This is a genomic window from Pelomonas parva (assembly GCF_043555835.1).
GTDB lineage: Bacteria > Pseudomonadota > Gammaproteobacteria > Burkholderiales > Burkholderiaceae_C > Pelomonas > Pelomonas parva.
Genome location: NZ_JBIGHV010000002.1, coordinates 739,038 through 754,040 on the forward strand (window position 1 = coordinate 739,038; position 15,003 = coordinate 754,040).

Genomic DNA, 15,003 nt, shown 5'->3' on the forward strand with positions numbered 1-15,003 from the left:
GTCAGCGGGGCTTGGTGAAAGCGCTGGTCAGCACCAGCGTGCGATTGATCTTGCCTGCCAGCACCTCGCTGGAGGCCAGCGACAGCTTCTGCGCGCGCTGGTAGGCGCGCAGCGCCAGGCGCACCAGCACGTCGCCCAGGTTCTCCTGCGCCTGGGCATGCTCGGGCTGCAGGCGCAGCGCCTGTTCGAGCGCGGCCTGGGCTTCGTCGAGGTCGCCTGCGGCGGCATGTAGCACGGCCAGGTTGTTGTAGGGGTCGGCCAGGTCGGGGAAGTCCTGGGTCAGGCGCGTGAAGATGCCCTTGGCCTTGTCGCGCTCACCGAGTTCCATGCGCATCACCCCGAGCGCAAAGCGCAGTTGCAGGTCGTCCGGCGTGCGGGTCAGGGCTTGCTCGACCTGCTCGATGGCCTGGGTCTTCTGGCCGGCCAGCCACAGACGCTGGGCGCCGGCCAGATCGTCGGCGCTCGCTGGCGCCATGGCCAGTGCAGCAAGCAACGCAAGGGTGGTGAGGGGCAGGCGCATGAGGGTTGTAGCGGGGAGCGGCTTCAGGGTCGGCCGGTATACTGAAATCATTCTATGAGCCCCGCCTGGCCGGCCCCTGCGCGGGGCTACTTATTGGTGCAGGCGCCTGCCCCCAGTTCCCGTTTCACATGTCTCTGCGCGTCCACAGCTCCCTCAGTCGCACCCTGGAAGACTTCAAGCCGCTCGTCGCGGGCCAGGTGCGCATGTACGTGTGTGGCATCACGGTCTACGACCTGTGCCACATGGGGCACTTGCGCATGAACATGGCGTTCGACGTCATCTACCGCTGGCTGCGCGCCAGCGGCTATGCCGTCACCTATGTGCGCAACATCACGGACATCGACGACAAGATCATCAAGCGCGCGGTGGAGCGCGGCATCACCATCCGCCAGCTCACCGAAGAGATGACGGCGGCGATGCACGAGGACTTCGCTGCCGTGGGTCTGCTGCGCCCGGACCACGAGCCGCGCGCGACCGAGTACGTGCCGCAGATGCTGTCGCTCATCGAGCGCCTGGAAGAGCGCGGCCTGGCCTATCGCGCCGAAGGCGGTGACGTGAACTACGCCGTGCGCAAGTTCGACGGCTACGGCAAGCTGAGCGGCAAGAGCGTCGACGACCTGCGCGCCGGCGAACGCGTGGCGGTGGACGACGGCAAGCTGGACCCGCTGGACTTCGTGCTCTGGAAGGCTGCCAAGGCCGAGGAACCCGCCGACGCCAAGTGGGCCGCGCCCTTCGGCGAAGGCCGCCCCGGCTGGCACATCGAGTGCTCGGCCATGAGCTGCGCGCTGCTGGGCGAGAGCTTCGACATCCACGGCGGCGGCGCGGACCTGCAGTTCCCGCACCACGAGAACGAGATCGCGCAGAGCGAGGGCGCCGGCTACGGCTTTGCCACCTACTGGCTGCACAACGGCTTCCTGAACGTCGACGGCGAGAAGATGTCCAAGAGCCTGGGCAACTTCTTCACCATTCGCGACGTGCTGCAGAAGTTCGACGGCGAGACGCTGCGCTTCTTCATGCTGCGCACGCACTACCGCCGGCCGTTCAACTTCAGCGACACGCACCTGGAAGACGCCCGCTCGGCGCTCACTCGGCTCTACACGGCGCTGGACGCCGTGCCGCCCGCTGACGTCACCATCGACTGGACCGATCCCAGCGCGGCCGCCTTCAAGACGGCGATGGATGAAGACTTCGGCACCCCTGGTGCCATGGCCGTGCTGTTCGACCTCGTCAACGAGGTCAACCGCGACCGCTCGCCGCAGAAGGCCGGCCTGCTCAAGGCGCTGGCCGGTGTGCTGGGCGTGCTGCAGCAGGAACCGCGCGCCTATCTGCAGGGTGGCTCGGGCGGCGACGAGGCCGCGTGGATCGCTGAGCGCATCGCCGCTCGCGCCGCTGCCAAGGCGGCGCGCGACTTCGCTGGTGCCGACGCCATCCGTGCCGAGCTGGCGGCCAGGGGCGTTGCGCTGAAGGATGGCGCAGACGGCACGACCTGGGTCAAGAGCTGATGGCACCCGCCGACGTGGTCCCGTCCTATTGGGACGAAGCCTGCAAGCACCTGGCCAAGCGCGATCGGGTCATGAAGAAGCTGATCCCGCAGTTCGGCGAGGCCCGGCTGCAAGGCCATGGCGACGCCTTCACGACGCTGGCCCGTTCCATCATCGGCCAGCAGATCTCGGTCAAGGCGGCGCAGTCGGTCTGGAACCGCTGGGTCGCCCTGGCTCCCAAGCTCCAGCCTGCGGCGGTGCTGGCGCTGGACGTGGAATCGCAGCGCGCGGCCGGGCTGTCGGCGCGCAAGGTGGACTACCTGCGCGATCTGGCCGAGCATTTCAACGCTGGCAGCGTCCATGTGCGCCAGTGGGCGCAGATGGACGACGAGGCCATCATCGAAGAGCTGGTCGCCATTCGCGGCATCGGTCGCTGGACGGCCGAGATGTTCCTGATCTTTCACCTGATGCGCCCCAACGTCATGCCGCTGGACGACGTCGGCTTGCTGAAGGGCATAGGCCTGAACTACTTTTCCGGCGAGCCCGTCTCCCGCGCCGAAGCGCGCGAGGTCGGCGACGCCTGGGCGCCCTACCGCTCGGTAGCGGTTTGGTACATTTGGCGCAGCCTGGATCCCCTACCGGTGGACACCTGATGAGCAAAAAACATTTCCTTGAATTCGAGCAGCCGATCGCGGAACTCGAAACGAAGATCGAAGAGCTGCGCTACGTGCAAAGCGAGTCGGCCGTCGACATCTCCGAAGAGATCGACCGCCTCTCCAAGAAAAGCCAGCAGCTGACCAAGGAGGTCTACGCGAGCGTGGCACCTTGGCAGGTCTACCAGATCGCCCGCCACCCGCAGCGCCCGCAGACGCTGGACTACTGCTCGGAAGTCTTCACCGAGTTCCAGGAACTGCACGGTGACCGCCACTTCGCCGATGACGCGGCCATCGTCGGTGGTCTCGCGCGCTTCAACGGCCAGGCCTGCATGGTCATCGGCCACCAGCGCGGCAGCGACGCCAAGGAGCGCACGCTGCGCAACTTCGGCATGCCGCGCCCCGAGGGCTATCGCAAGGCGCTGCGCCTGCTGAAGCTGGCCGAGAAGTTCGGCCTGCCGGTCTTCACCTTCATCGACACCATGGGCGCCTACCCCGGCATCGGTGCCGAGGAGCGCAGCCAGAGCGAGGCCATCGGCCGCAACATCTTCGAGATGGCGCAGCTGGAAGTGCCCATCATCGCCACTGTCATTGGCGAGGGCGGCTCGGGCGGCGCGCTGGCCATCGGTGTGGCCGACCAGGTGCTGATGCTGCAGTTCTCGGCCTACTCCGTGATCTCGCCTGAGGGCTGCGCGTCCATCCTGTGGAAGAGCAGCGAGCGGGCCCCGGAGGCCGCCGATGCGCTGGGCATCACGGCCCACCGCCTGAAGGCCATGGGCCTGATTGACAAGATCGTCAGCGAGCCCGTTGGCGGCGCGCACCGCGATCCCAAGCAGATGGCGTCCAACCTGAAGCGTGCATTGAGCGACGCGCTGCGCCAGGTCAGCGACCTGAAGACCCGCGAGCTGGTCGACCGCCGCTACGAGCGCATCCAGGCCTATGGCCGCTTCAGCGACACCAAGGCTCGCTGACTCTGACGTTGTCGCGGTCGCCTTCAGCGGCGGCCTCGACTCCACCGCGCTGCTCCACGTTGCCACCCGCTCGGGTGCGCGCGTGCTTGCCTTGCACGTCCACCATGGCCTGCAGCCGCAGGCCGATGAATGGGCGGTGCATTGCGAGGGCGTTGCGCGCGAGTTCGGCGCCGCTTTCGCCTGCACGCGGCTGAGCGGCGCGCCGGGGCGTGGCGACAGCGTCGAGGCCTGGGCCCGAGAAGGGCGGCATCGTGCGCTGCACGACATGGCTGGGGCGGCCGGCGTCGACCTGCTGCTGCTGGCTCATCACCGCCGCGATCAGGCCGAGACCTTCCTGCTGCAGGCCATGCGCGGCGCAGGTATGGCCGGTCTTGCCGGCATGCCGAAGGTGCAATGGCGCGACGGCCTTTGCTGGGCTCGGCCCTGGCTTGAGCAGCCGCGCGAACTGATCCAGGCCTATGCCGAGCAGCATGGGCTGCGCTGGATCGAAGACCCCAGCAACGGCGACGCGCGCTTCGCCAGAAACCGGCTGCGGCAGACCGTGTGGCCGGCCTTCCCGAGTGCGGAAGCGGGGCTCGCGCAGGCCGCGCGCTGGGCTCAGCAGGCCGAGGCTCTGGCTGCCGAAGTCGCTGGTGATGATCTCGCCCGGCTGGCGACGCTAGAGCGCCTCGACCTTGCCGGCCTGGCCGCTCTGTCGCCCGCCCGCGCCAGCAACGCGCTGCGGGCCTGGCTGGCGCCGCACACCGCCGCGCCGGCCAGTCTCGTCGAGCGCCTGCTGACCGAATGGCGGCCAGGGGCGACGCTGTGCTGGCCCGCGCCCGGTGGCGAGCTGCATGCCTACCGCGACGGCCTGCATTGGGCCGAGGCGGCGGGCACGTTCCCGCCACCCTCCGCCGTCGACCTGAGCCGCCCGGGCCTGCATCCGCAACCAGGCTGGCAGGGCGCCTGGCTGGTCGAGCCGGCCAGCGCTGGCATCGCCCCCGCACGCCTGGCCCGCCTGACCCAGCGCGCCCGGGCGGGTGCCGAGCAGTTCCAGCGCGCGCCGAAGTCAGCGCTTCGCAGCCTGAAGAAGGCCTGCCAGGAAGCCGGCTTGCCGCCCTGGCGACGCGGCGGGCCGCTGCTGTTCGACGCCGAAGAACGCCTGATCGCCGTCGCCGGGCTGGGCATGGACGCCCGTGCCTTCGCCGATCAAGATGAGCTGCAGCTGGCGCTCAGCTGGCTGGACGACTCCGCCTTGCCTCAGCGCGAAGGCCCGGCCGGTACGACCGCATAAAATCATGGGCTTGCCAGCGCGCCGCCCCGGCCGCTCACCTTAAGCCTTCGCTCAAACACATGGCTCTGATCGTCCACAAATACGGCGGCACCTCGATGGGGTCCACCGAGCGCATCCGCAACGTCGCCAAGCGCGTCGCCAAATGGGCGCGCGCCGGCCACCAGATGGTGGTCGTGCCCTCGGCGATGAGCGGCGAGACCAACCGCCTGCTCGGCCTGGCCAAGGAGTTGTCGCCGGGCAAGCACACGCCGGCGCTGGCGCGCGAGCTGGACGCGATTGCCGCCACCGGCGAGCAGGTCTCCGTCGGCCTGCTGGCCATCGCGCTGCAGGCCGAGGGGCTGGAAGCCGTCAGCTACGCCGGCTGGCAGGTCGCGGTCGCGACCGACTCGTCCTTCACCAAGGCCCGCATCGAGAGCATCGACGACAAGCGCGTGCGCGCCGACCTGGCCGCCGGCAAGGTGGTCGTCATCACCGGCTTCCAGGGCATCGACCCGGACGGGCACGTGACCACGCTGGGCCGCGGCGGCTCCGACACCTCGGCTGTGGCGATCGCGGCGGCGTTGAAGGCGGCCGAGTGCCTGATCTACACCGACGTGGACGGCGTCTACACGACCGACCCGCGTGTGGTGCCCGAGGCGCGCCGCCTCAGCACCATCACCTTCGAGGAAATGCTGGAGATGGCCTCGCTGGGCTCCAAGATCCTGCAGATCCGCTCGGTGGAGTTTGCCGGCAAGTACCGCGTGCCGCTGCGCGTGCTGTCCAGCTTCACGCCCTGGGACATCGACATCACCGAAGAGGCCGCCTCCGGCACGCTGATCACTTTCGAACAAGAGGACGAGAACATGGAACAAGCCGTCGTTTCGGGCATTGCCTTCAACCGTGACGAGGCCAAGGTGACGCTGCTGGGCGTGCCCGACAAGCCCGGCATCGCCTTCCAGATCCTGGGCCCCGTGGCCGAGGCCAACATCGACATCGACGTCATCATCCAGAACGTCTCGCACGACGGCAAGACCGACTTCTCCTTCACCGTGCACCGCAACGATTACACGCGCACGATGGAGCTGCTGCAGAACACGGTCGGTCCGGCGACGAATGCCAGCAAGGTCCTGGGCGACCCCAAGATCTGCAAGGTCTCCATCGTCGGCATCGGCATGCGCTCGCACGTGGGCGTGGCGAGCAAGATGTTCCGCGCGCTGTCGGAAGAGGGCATCAACATCCAGATGATCTCCACCAGCGAGATCAAGACCAGCGTCGTCATCGACGAGAAGTACATGGAACTGGCCGTGCGCGCGCTGCACAAGGCCTTCGATCTGGACCAGGACGCTGCGGCCGCCTGATTTCTGTCAAAAGTGCGCTGCGGCTGTGTAGAATGCGCGGCTGTGCTGGAGACGTGACCGAGTGGCCGAAGGTGCTCCCCTGCTAAGGGAGTATTTGCGCTAAAACGCGAATCGAGGGTTCGAATCCCTCCGTCTCCTCCAAAGATCAGTTCCGGGACGTCTTTTGAAGTCCCATAAAGAACTAGAAGAAGCCCGTTTTCCCCAGTGGAGACGGGCTTTTTTGTTTCCTGGCGTCCTGAAGCGTTCGTTGACAGCCCGCGACGCGTGGGGGTACGGTTGGGGGTACTTGAACGAGGAGCTGGGGGTACTTTCCTCTGGCGATCCCAGGAGTACCCGAGATGTCTCTTACCGATATCGCTATCAAAAACCTCAAGGCAGCCGACAAGCCACTCAAGGTGAGCGACGAGAGGGGGCTGTACCTGCTGGTGAAGCCGCAGGGGGCGAAGCTCTGGCGCTGGAAGTACCGTCACGCCGGCAAGGAAAAGCTGATGGCCCTGGGCGGCTATCCCGACGTTTCGCTGGCCCAGGCTCGCGAGAAGCGGGAAGAGGCGCGCAAGTTGCTGGCCGCAGGCACCGATCCGATGGGCGAGCGCCGCCAGGTGAAGGTTGCCCAGCGCATCGCCATGGACAATTCGTTTCAGTCAGTGGCTCGCAAATGGTGGGCGAGTTGGAAGGGAGCCCGTTCAAGCCGTCACGCTGAATATGTCGAGCGGCGGCTTGAGGCGGATGTGTTCCCGGTAATTGGTCATCGGCCCATTGCCGAGCTTGAGGCGGCCGAACTGGTAGCAATGGTGAAGCGCATCGAAGCGCGCGGCGCGTTGGACATCGCGAAGCGCTCGATGCAAACGTGCGGTCAGGTTTTTCGCTACGCAATCGCGCATGGGAAGGCGTCCCGCAATCCAGCGACCGACATTCGTCCGAGTGATGTGCTGCCCACACGCAAGAAGAAGAACTATGCGCGGGTGGAGGCGAATGAGCTGCCCAACCTGTTGCGGAAGATCGAGGTCTATCAGGGCGCGTCCATCACGCGCGCTGCATTGAAGCTGATGGCCATGACCTTTGTGCGGACCAGTGAGCTGATTGGCGCCGGATGGGATGAGTTCGACCTCGACGCGGGCCGCTGGGATATTCCAGCGAGCCGAATGAAGATGAAAACACCGCACATCGTCCCGCTATCCTCACAGGCTGTGACGCTGCTGCGGGCGCTCCGCACCAGCACTGGTGGCAAGGCCTTGCTGTTCCCGGGAGAGCGCGATCCCAAGAAGCCGATGTCCAACAATACGATCCTCAAGGCGCTCGAGCGCATGGGCTACAAGGGCCGGATGACCGGGCATGGCTTTCGAGGCGTCGCTTCAACGCTACTTCACGAGCAAGGATTCGAGCATTCGCACATCGAGCTGCAACTCGCTCACCAGGAACGTGATGCCGTTTCGGCGAGCTACAACCATGCGCTGTATTTGCCCCAGCGTGCACGAATGATGCAAGCCTGGAGCGACTACCTCGATGCCGCCATCGCCGGCAATGTAGTGGCGCTTCGCAAGCTCTGCGCGTAGACGCTTTCACTGGGCAAAGCGACGAGAGGTTGAAGCCTTAGCTATCGGAAGGTGGCAAGTAGCTGTTCCGCGCGGCGAGCCTGCTGCTCACTGGGAAGCTGGTGCAAGGCGTGAAGCAGATGCGCGACAGCGTCGTTTTCACAGTACAGGTAGGGCAGCGAGACGCCCAGCGCGTCGGCGATCAATCTGGCGGTTGCTATGGCCGGCTCGTGAACACCCAACTCATAGCGGCTGATGCGGGCCCTGCTGCTGGACTCATCGATTCCGATGAGCACCCCCACTTTTTCCTGAGACCAGCCCAACTCCTCGCGTCGGGCGCGCATGCGGCGTCCGACGACGGTTGATGGCTGATCCTCCAAAGACATGTCACGAGTCTCGTAACGCGCGCATAATGTGTCGTCACGAAAGTCGTGACACGACGAGCTGCCTTGGCATTCATCAGGAGGTCCGCCTATGAACCCGTCTACTCAAGGTTTGGCCACGATTTGGCCAGCTGCATCCAGCGATGACGACCCCTCTCCTGGCTCGCGCTGGTTGAGTAGGGCGCTTTGCCTCAGGTATGTCTTGACTGATTTCAAGACCCTGCAATTGCCTGTGCGGGACGGCGACGGCGCCGCCAAGCACATCCCGTGGCGTTGGGCACTTGGGCTGTTTAGGCAGGATGAGTACGAGCTTCTAGGCGCATGGCCTGCACACGTGCCTTTGCCGACTGTTGCCCATGAACTCCACGACCGCGGCATCGAGCACATCAAGGCGATCTCCGCTGAGAAGGGCGTGGACTGCACATCGACCTATCCCGATGCGGTCGCCTGGTCGGCGTCTGGCGATGCTGATGCCGCAAGCACCTTCGGCCCACGACGCCGTGCAGCCCTTCAGTCGGCCACCGCGACTGCTGAACGCTTGCAGGCCAGCCTTACCCGTGCGATCAAGCGCCAGGCCCCGTTCGCGGACGAGGGTGCCGCTGTGGCCTTCCTCATGCACGCCCTCGAAAACGCCGACCGTCAGCTCCAGGGCCTCCCCAGGCTGAGATTCAAGACGTCCCTGCGCCGTTCTCGCGCCGTCGGGACGCCTGCATCTCAGCAAGCCGCGTGACCTGCCCATGACCGCAGCCTTGGTCAAGAACTTGCGCGAGACGCTCGCGCGGGTGCGCGGCGCCCTGATGCGCCGTGGCCGCAACGCGCACGAAGCCGATGACCTGGTGCAGGAAGCCTGGGTCCGGCTTGCCTGCTACGAGCGCGACCAGCCCGTCGAGCGGCCCGAGGCCTTCCTGATGCGCACCGCGCTGAACCTGTCCGTTGACGTCCATCGCGCGCAGATGACCCGAGGTGACGAGGTGCTGGTCGAAGATGTCGTTCTCATCGACATCGCGCCCACGGCCGAGGCCACGCTGCTCGCCAAGGAGCGGCTCGAACGCTTGAGCCTCGGCGTCAGCCGCATGAGCGAGACCACGCGGAACATCTTCCTGTCCCACCGAATCGACGGGCTGACCATCGTCGAGCTCTCACGGCTGTACGGCCTGAGCACAACGACCGTCCACAAGCACATCGCCAAGGCCACGCTGCAACTCACAACGTGGATGGAAGGCTGGTAGCCATGAAACGCCGGCAGGCGTCCGCCGCGGCGGCGGATCCCGAGGGACCACCGCTCGTGCCGAAGGACGTTGCCGCCGAGGCCGCCGTGTGGATCACCCGCCTGCATGGCGGTCACCGCACCCCGCAGATGGAGCAAGAGTGCCGCGCCTGGCAGACCCGCTCCGCCGCACACCGGCTGGCCTTCGAGCGCTGCACCGACACCTGGCAGGACGTGGCCAGCCTCACGCTTGCGGGCTACGCCACCGCGACTGCGACTCGAGAACTTGCAGGCAGCCGCAGGGCAGGGCGATCCTGGACACGGCGCTCAGGTCTAGCCGTTGCCCTGGTGCTCGTGGCGAGCGCGCTGGCGCTTCAGCCCTTGAAAGCCGGTGACGCCTACGACACCGGCGTTGGCGAACAGCGCATCGTCGTGTTGCGGGACGGCACTCGCCTGTCGCTGAACACCTCCACGAGGATCCAAGTGGACTTCGCTGAGGCACAGCGCACCGTCAAGGTGGAGCGCGGCGAAGCCCTGTTCGAAGTCGCCAAGGATGCCAGCCGCCCGTTCGTCGTCCATGCAGCAGGCACGGAAGTCGTCGCCACCGGCACGGCGTTCCTGGTTCAGGCGTCGCCCGCAGCCAAGCCGGGTGACCAAGCGCTTGCCGTGACGCTGGTTGAAGGCCAGGTGGTAGTGCGAAGCGCTGCTAGCGAGGGCCGCCTGCTGGAAAAGCCTTGGGTGATGGTGCCCGGCCAACGACTGCGCCTCAGCCGTTCTGATGAGGCGCAGCGTCCCGCCACGGCGACCCGCGTGGATCGGCCTCAGATGGATCAGGTGCTGGCCTGGCGGCGGGGCGAGGCCCACTTTGACAATGTGGCGCTGCTCGAAGCGGTGGATGAGATGAACCGCTACGACCGCGTGCCGATCGTCGTGTCCGGCACGGCCGGCGAGAGACGCGTGAGCGGCGTGGTCAAGACGGGCGACAACGCCAGCTTCGCCGAAGCCATGGCAAGTTTGCATGGCCTGGTCGTGCGCAACCATGGTGATCGCCTGGAACTTATCCAGCCGTAGGCCGCGTGCCCAGTCCAGCGCGCGGGCTGACGCGGGCTTGGCGCTGCGGAGTTGATACGAATGGTGACCAGTGAGCCAGCCTCCCGGGAAGGCATGGGACGTCGTCAGACGTGCCTGGCGCCTCTGGGACGGACGACGCGTCGGCCTTCGGGATCTACCGCATCGGCGAGGCTGGGTGCACGATAGGGTGCATGGTCTCAACAGGGCGCGAGAGCGAACATCAGCAGCTTGACCTGCTGGGTGCCGTCGCGACGCCGCTCACAGGGAGCCTGGCCGGTGCACCGCGCAGGTCAGGGCGAGGGAACTCACGCGACCGTGTGTGCGTGGACCTGCACGGCCTCGGTGATCGACTCCGTGCGCAGGCTCAGCGTCAGCGCACGACACCCGCCGTCCTGACGAGGCGCGCTTTTCTGCTGCTGCTCGATGACCGCCCAAGCGGCGAGGTACCCGCCGTCGCCACGTGCGCTGATACCCCCGCGCGCGGAGTCGTGAAAGTCACGCTGCGCGTGGCAGGCGTTCATGCAGCGTCGCTAGCCGCGCGGGCGCGCTCTGCCGACATGTCGCAAGGCGACTATGTCTCTTCGCTTCTGGACGGCATGGCGCCTGTCGCGCTGCCTGCAGACCATGCGTCGGCAGTGAAGGCGCTCATGGCGTCGACGGATCGCGTGGCCGCGCTGTCGGCTGATCTCAACGCGTTCCTGCGCGTGCTCGGCCGGGCCGCTGTCCCGCAGCTGGAGCCGTATCGCGCCAGCATCACTTCCTTGACGAAGGATGTACGGCAGCACCTTGCGGTTGCAGCCGCGTTGGTTGCCGAACTCCGCCCAGCCAGGCGGTCAGGGCGATGACCAGCGCACAGCACATCGACGGTGTTCTGGTTCAGTGGGGCGAACGGCTGTTCTACCCCGGCAACCGGATCGTCAAGTCGGCGCCGCTGCCTCGCTTGGACGGGATGCTGCGGCGCAAGGCTGCCGTGATCCGACAGCGCATCGAAGCGACGGTGCGCAGAGCGCCGCAGGTGATGGTCAAGGTGACTGGCGGTGGACGAGGGATGGCGGCGATCGCAGCTCATTTCCGGTACATCAGCAAGAACGGCAAGCTGGAGATCGAGGACGACCGCGAGGTGGTTCGCGCGGGCAAGGAAGCCGTGCGAGACCTGGCCGATCAGTGGCGCTACGGCGGCTCACTGATCCCAGAGGAAGGCCACCGGCGGGAAGCCTTCAACATCATGTTGTCGATGCCGGCCGGCACGAACGCGGCGCTCCTGCAGAAGGCGGCGCGTGAGTTCGCACAGACCGAACTGTCGGGGCATCGCTAGGTCATGGTCCTACACTCCGTCCGATGAAATGGGCCTCCGGGCCCATTTTTCGTATGTGCCCTCCGTTCAGGGCGCTGGCGGATGCCCATCTGGTCAGGGCGCCCCTGCCGCCAGGCGTGAATTGAGAGAACCGTGCGCAGATTGATCAATTCGCCGGTTGGTGCCGCTATTTATGATCGCCGGGTGGCGGTCAGAAGAACAGATCGGTTCGGGCGATATCTCGCTTTGCGGTTCACCTTGGCTGGCGTCTTGCTGGCCGGAGGGATGGCGGCGGCCCGCAGCGAGCCGGTTGCCCGGCCGCTGGGCGCCGGGGCGCCGGTGGTGCGGCTCTACATCCCCTTCAGCGCCGGTGGCGGTGCGGACGCGGCGGGGCGCAACTTGCTGAGGACTGTGTCCCGGCTCAACGGCCAGGCCGTCGAGACGGTCTACCTGACGGCCGAATCCGGTGCCGCCGCTGGCCGGGCGGTGCACGCCGCACCGCCCGACGGGCGCACGCTGCTGCTGGCCCGTGTGGGCAGCAATGCCATCCAGCCGGCGCTGTCGCCGCGCAGGGGGCTGCCCTTGTCCGAGTTCACCGTGCTGGCCGTGCTGGACCAGACACCGCTGATCTGCGTCGTTCGGGCGGGGTCGCCCATCCAGTCGATGCGCGAGCTGCAGGCGGCCCTCGCCGCGCAGCCGGGCAAGCTGCGCTACAGCACGGCCGGTGCCGGCACGCTGCAGAACCTGGCCGTGCGCTATCTGCTGTCGCTCAGCGGGCTGCCCGATGACGCTGCCCGCCCGGTGCATGTCGACCAGGGCCCGCGAGCGACGCAGGCGCTGCTGGACGGTGAGGCGGACTTCAGCTGCAACACGGCGCGCAGCGTGCTCAAGCAGTTGCAGGCCGGCACGCTGCGCGGCCTGATGACGACGGCGCAGGGCCGGCTCAAGGCGCTGCCACGGCTGCAGAACGCGGCCGAATTGGGCCTGCGGGACATGCAGAACCTGCAGGGTTGGTCGGCGCTGCTCGGACCGCCCGGCATGAGCCCGGCCGCCGTGGCGCAGTGGCGCGCGCTGCTGACGCAGGTGGCCGAAGACGCCGAGTGGCAGGCCGCCACCGAGGCCACCGGCGCCGCGCCGCGCATCCGCGCGCTGCGCGACCCGGCCGCCTACCTGAGCCAGCAGCAGCAGTTCTACGAGCGCCTGGTGACCTTGCTGGGCGCCCCGCCATGACGCGTCGCGGGCGCAGGCCGCTGTGGTCGGTGGTGATGGATGCCGTGCTGCTGGCGACGCTGCTGGCTGTGGGCCTGGCGGGCAGCGTCACCGCCTACCGATCGCTGGCGTCGCGCGCTGCGAGCCAGCAACGCGAGTTGCTGAACGCAATGGGCCAGAGCGTGGTGGGCGCCTTCGACCTGCAGTTGGTGCGCGCCATCGAGGCCTTGCAGGTCAGCGCGCAGATGCTGTCGGCCCAGGGCCCGCCCAGCCGTGAGCAGTTCCAGCGCCATGGCGCCGCGCTGCTGGGCGAGTCGTCGACGCTGACGTTGCTGGAGTGGCAGCCCGTGGTGCCGCAGGCGCAGCTCGCCGAGTTCGAGCGGCGGGCGGCGCGGGAGCTGCCGGGCTATCGCGTCGTCGAGCCGCAGGCGGGCCCGGCCGGTGACGGCTTCATCCCGGCGCAGCGGCGCGAGACGCATGTGCCGGTGCTGCACTCCTGGCCCGAGACCGGCGCGGCGCTGGGCGTGGACATGGCCTTCGACCCGCGCCGCATGCGCTCCAAGTGGCTCGCCCGGGATGCCGGCTCGCCGGTGGCCTCGGAGACCTTCGGGCTGATCCGGCGCGGCCAGACCGGCCCGGCGGCCAGCGGCTTCGCGGTGTCGGCGCCGGTCTACCGCACGGTGCGGCCCATGGGCGTCGAGGCGCGGCGTGCGGCGTTGACGGGCTTCCTGGCCGGCGTCATCGAGGTGCCTGAGTTGATGCGCGAGGCGGCCCTGCGCGCCGACGCCAACGAGCTGGACCTGTTCGTGTTCGACCAGGACGAGCAGCATCGGCTGATCTATTCGTCGGCCGGCAGCGAGCCCTTCCGGGCCGACGCGCACGACACGACTCTGAGCGTCGATGTGGGCGGCCGGCCATGGCAACTGGTGCTCAGGCCCAGGGCCGGCTTTGTCGGCGCGGGCGCTGACGAGCTGCCGCTGGCTGCGCTGGCGGCGGGCGTGGCGGCAACGCTGCTGGTGGCGCTGGCCGTGGCGCGCAGCCTCGCCATCCGCCGCCGGCTGGAGCGCACCGAGGCCGTGCTGGCCGAGGACCGCAAGCACCTGACCAACGTGCTGGACGGCACCGGCGCCGGCACCTGGGACTGGCACTGCGACAGCGGCCGGCTCATCATCAACGAGCGCTGGGCCGAGATGCTGGGCCGCTCGCGCGAGGAGCTGGAGCCGGCCACAGGCGCGACCTGGCAGCGCCTGTGCCATGCGGTTGATCTCGTCGATGCCAACGCTGCGCTGCAGCGGCACCTCCAGGGCGAGGCGGACCGCTTCAGCGCCGAGTTCCGCATGCGCCATGCCGACGGGCATTGGGTGTGGGTCCAGAGCACCGGCCGCATCTTCGAGCGCGACGCCGACGGCCGCGCGCTGCGGCTGGCCGGCACGCACATGGATATCTCGCGCCGCAAGGCCGACCAGCAGCGCCTGCAGGACGACGCGCGCGCGCTGGAGGCCGCCAACCGCCAACTGCGCGACCTGGCCATCCTGGATGCGCTGACCGGCGCTTTCAACCGGCGGCACTTCAGCGACGTCTGCCTGGCCGCGCTCGCCGGCGCTCAACGCGGCCAGTCCGTGGCGCTGTGCATGCTCGACATTGACCATTTCAAGGCCTACAACGACCACCACGGCCACCAGGCCGGCGATGCCGTGCTGCAGGCCGTGGCGCAGACGCTGAAGGGCAGGCTCAAGCGCTCCACCGATGCGCTGTTCCGCCTCGGCGGCGAAGAGTTCGGCGTCATCTTCTCGGCCGCGTCCGCCCAGGCCGCGCAGGACTTTGTCGGCCAGCTCCGCACCGCGCTGCAGGCGCTGGCACTGCCGCACCCGCACAGCGCGGCGGGCATCGTCACGGCCAGCTTCGGCCTGGCCTGGTGGGCGGCGCCCACGCCCAAGCTGACGCCCGAGGCGATGTACGGGCTCGCCGACGAGGCCTTGTACGAGGCCAAGCGCAGTGGCCGCGACCGCATCGCCACGCGCTGTTTCGAGGCCGGCGAGGGCGAGGTGGCGCGCTCATCTTGCTGAGCGATC

The 15,003-nt window shown here is 67.8% G+C and carries 16 protein-coding genes and 1 tRNA gene; 14 read left to right on the plus strand and 3 right to left on the minus strand.

Going from position 1 to position 15,003, the window contains the following annotated elements; genetic code table 11:
* Position 1: 1 nt before the first annotated feature.
* On the minus strand, positions 2-520 hold the full coding sequence (locus ACG00Y_RS06935; protein ID WP_394477248.1) for a tetratricopeptide repeat protein: 519 nt from the start codon (positions 518-520) through the stop codon (positions 2-4).
* A gap of 128 nt (positions 521-648) precedes the next feature.
* Between ACG00Y_RS06935 and cysS the strand changes: the two genes are divergently transcribed.
* The 7 genes from cysS (at position 649) to ACG00Y_RS06970 (ending at position 7,788) form a co-directional block, all read left to right on the plus strand.
* Positions 649-2,022: a cysteine--tRNA ligase gene (cysS, locus tag ACG00Y_RS06940; RefSeq protein WP_394477250.1), complete on the plus strand. Its 1,374-nt coding sequence runs from the start codon at positions 649-651 to the stop codon at positions 2,020-2,022.
* Positions 2,022-2,654 carry a DNA-3-methyladenine glycosylase family protein gene (locus ACG00Y_RS06945; protein WP_394477251.1) on the plus strand — a complete coding sequence of 211 codons (633 nt, stop codon included), beginning with the start codon at positions 2,022-2,024 and terminating at the stop codon, positions 2,652-2,654. The genes cysS and ACG00Y_RS06945 overlap by 1 nt, the downstream gene beginning before the upstream one ends.
* On the plus strand, positions 2,654-3,625 hold the full coding sequence (locus ACG00Y_RS06950) for an acetyl-CoA carboxylase carboxyltransferase subunit alpha (protein WP_394477253.1): 972 nt from the start codon (positions 2,654-2,656) through the stop codon (positions 3,623-3,625). The genes ACG00Y_RS06945 and ACG00Y_RS06950 overlap by 1 nt, the downstream gene beginning before the upstream one ends.
* Positions 3,594-4,898, plus strand: a complete 1,305-nt coding sequence (gene tilS / locus ACG00Y_RS06955; RefSeq protein ID WP_394477255.1) for a tRNA lysidine(34) synthetase TilS — start codon at positions 3,594-3,596, stop codon at positions 4,896-4,898. Before ACG00Y_RS06950 ends, tilS begins: the two co-directional genes overlap by 32 nt.
* A 59-nt stretch (positions 4,899-4,957) precedes the next feature.
* A complete protein-coding gene (locus ACG00Y_RS06960) occupies positions 4,958-6,235 on the plus strand; it encodes an aspartate kinase (RefSeq protein ID WP_394477256.1) in 1,278 nt (425 codons plus the stop codon).
* Between the two features lie 47 nt (positions 6,236-6,282).
* Positions 6,283-6,376 (plus strand) — tRNA-Ser (locus tag ACG00Y_RS06965).
* A 197-nt stretch (positions 6,377-6,573) separates the two neighbouring features.
* Positions 6,574-7,788: a tyrosine-type recombinase/integrase gene (locus ACG00Y_RS06970; RefSeq protein WP_394477258.1), complete on the plus strand. Its 1,215-nt coding sequence runs from the start codon at positions 6,574-6,576 to the stop codon at positions 7,786-7,788.
* A gap of 41 nt (positions 7,789-7,829) precedes the next feature.
* Here ACG00Y_RS06970 and ACG00Y_RS06975 read toward each other — a convergent pair whose 3' ends face one another.
* A complete protein-coding gene (locus ACG00Y_RS06975) occupies positions 7,830-8,111 on the minus strand; it encodes a helix-turn-helix domain-containing protein (protein WP_394477260.1) in 282 nt (93 codons plus the stop codon).
* Positions 8,112-8,352: 241 nt separating this feature from the next.
* On the opposite strand from ACG00Y_RS06975, the gene ACG00Y_RS06980 reads away from it, so the two are divergent.
* From ACG00Y_RS06980 to ACG00Y_RS06990, 3 genes are read left to right on the plus strand one after another with little or no spacing between them, the layout of a single operon-like run.
* Positions 8,353-8,880, plus strand: a complete 528-nt coding sequence (locus ACG00Y_RS06980; RefSeq protein ID WP_394477262.1) for a hypothetical protein — start codon at positions 8,353-8,355, stop codon at positions 8,878-8,880.
* A 7-nt stretch (positions 8,881-8,887) separates the two neighbouring features.
* Entirely contained in the window at positions 8,888-9,379 is a 492-nt protein-coding gene (locus tag ACG00Y_RS06985; protein WP_394477263.1) for an RNA polymerase sigma factor, read from the plus strand.
* Between the two features lie 2 nt (positions 9,380-9,381).
* Complete coding sequence (locus ACG00Y_RS06990) at positions 9,382-10,428, plus strand: FecR family protein (protein ID WP_394477264.1); 1,047 nt, start codon at positions 9,382-9,384, stop codon at positions 10,426-10,428.
* 305 nt (positions 10,429-10,733) lie between these two features.
* Here ACG00Y_RS06990 and ACG00Y_RS06995 read toward each other — a convergent pair whose 3' ends face one another.
* The gene (locus ACG00Y_RS06995; protein ID WP_394477265.1) at positions 10,734-10,949 is read right to left on the minus strand and encodes a hypothetical protein; all 216 of its coding nucleotides are present in this window, start codon (positions 10,947-10,949) and stop codon (positions 10,734-10,736) included.
* Positions 10,950-10,985: 36 nt separating this feature from the next.
* Between ACG00Y_RS06995 and ACG00Y_RS07000 the strand changes: the two genes are divergently transcribed.
* From ACG00Y_RS07000 to ACG00Y_RS07015, 4 genes are all read left to right on the plus strand, one after another.
* On the plus strand, positions 10,986-11,273 hold the full coding sequence (locus ACG00Y_RS07000; RefSeq protein WP_394477267.1) for a hypothetical protein: 288 nt from the start codon (positions 10,986-10,988) through the stop codon (positions 11,271-11,273).
* Positions 11,270-11,743 (plus strand): hypothetical protein, encoded by a 474-nt coding sequence (locus ACG00Y_RS07005; RefSeq protein ID WP_394477269.1) that lies wholly within the window; start codon positions 11,270-11,272, stop codon positions 11,741-11,743. The genes ACG00Y_RS07000 and ACG00Y_RS07005 overlap by 4 nt, the downstream gene beginning before the upstream one ends.
* A gap of 237 nt (positions 11,744-11,980) precedes the next feature.
* Positions 11,981-12,952, plus strand: a complete 972-nt coding sequence (locus ACG00Y_RS07010; protein WP_394477271.1) for a tripartite tricarboxylate transporter substrate-binding protein — start codon at positions 11,981-11,983, stop codon at positions 12,950-12,952.
* On the plus strand, positions 12,949-14,997 hold the full coding sequence (locus ACG00Y_RS07015) for a sensor domain-containing diguanylate cyclase (RefSeq protein WP_394477272.1): 2,049 nt from the start codon (positions 12,949-12,951) through the stop codon (positions 14,995-14,997). The genes ACG00Y_RS07010 and ACG00Y_RS07015 overlap by 4 nt, the downstream gene beginning before the upstream one ends.
* Positions 14,998-15,003: the final 6 nt, after the last annotated feature.

Coding starts and splice junctions, on each gene's coding strand:
- ACG00Y_RS06990 (WP_394477264.1), top strand. CDS start 9,382: ATGAAACGCCGGCAGGCGTCCGCCGCGGCGGCGGATCCCGAGGGACCA.
- ACG00Y_RS06970 (WP_394477258.1), top strand. CDS start 6,574: ATGTCTCTTACCGATATCGCTATCAAAAACCTCAAGGCAGCCGACAAG.
- ACG00Y_RS06975 (WP_394477260.1), bottom strand. CDS start 8,111: ATGCGCGCCCGACGCGAGGAGTTGGGCTGGTCTCAGGAAAAAGTGGGG.
- ACG00Y_RS06985 (WP_394477263.1), top strand. CDS start 8,888: ATGACCGCAGCCTTGGTCAAGAACTTGCGCGAGACGCTCGCGCGGGTG.
- ACG00Y_RS06945 (WP_394477251.1), top strand. CDS start 2,022: ATGGCACCCGCCGACGTGGTCCCGTCCTATTGGGACGAAGCCTGCAAG.
- ACG00Y_RS06935 (WP_394477248.1), bottom strand. CDS start 520: ATGCGCCTGCCCCTCACCACCCTTGCGTTGCTTGCTGCACTGGCCATG.
- cysS (WP_394477250.1), top strand. CDS start 649: ATGTCTCTGCGCGTCCACAGCTCCCTCAGTCGCACCCTGGAAGACTTC.
- ACG00Y_RS06950 (WP_394477253.1), top strand. CDS start 2,654: ATGAGCAAAAAACATTTCCTTGAATTCGAGCAGCCGATCGCGGAACTC.
- tilS (WP_394477255.1), top strand. CDS start 3,594: ATGGCCGCTTCAGCGACACCAAGGCTCGCTGACTCTGACGTTGTCGCG.
- ACG00Y_RS06995 (WP_394477265.1), bottom strand. CDS start 10,949: ATGAACGCCTGCCACGCGCAGCGTGACTTTCACGACTCCGCGCGCGGG.
- ACG00Y_RS07000 (WP_394477267.1), top strand. CDS start 10,986: ATGTCGCAAGGCGACTATGTCTCTTCGCTTCTGGACGGCATGGCGCCT.
- ACG00Y_RS07015 (WP_394477272.1), top strand. CDS start 12,949: ATGACGCGTCGCGGGCGCAGGCCGCTGTGGTCGGTGGTGATGGATGCC.
- ACG00Y_RS06960 (WP_394477256.1), top strand. CDS start 4,958: ATGGCTCTGATCGTCCACAAATACGGCGGCACCTCGATGGGGTCCACC.
- ACG00Y_RS07005 (WP_394477269.1), top strand. CDS start 11,270: ATGACCAGCGCACAGCACATCGACGGTGTTCTGGTTCAGTGGGGCGAA.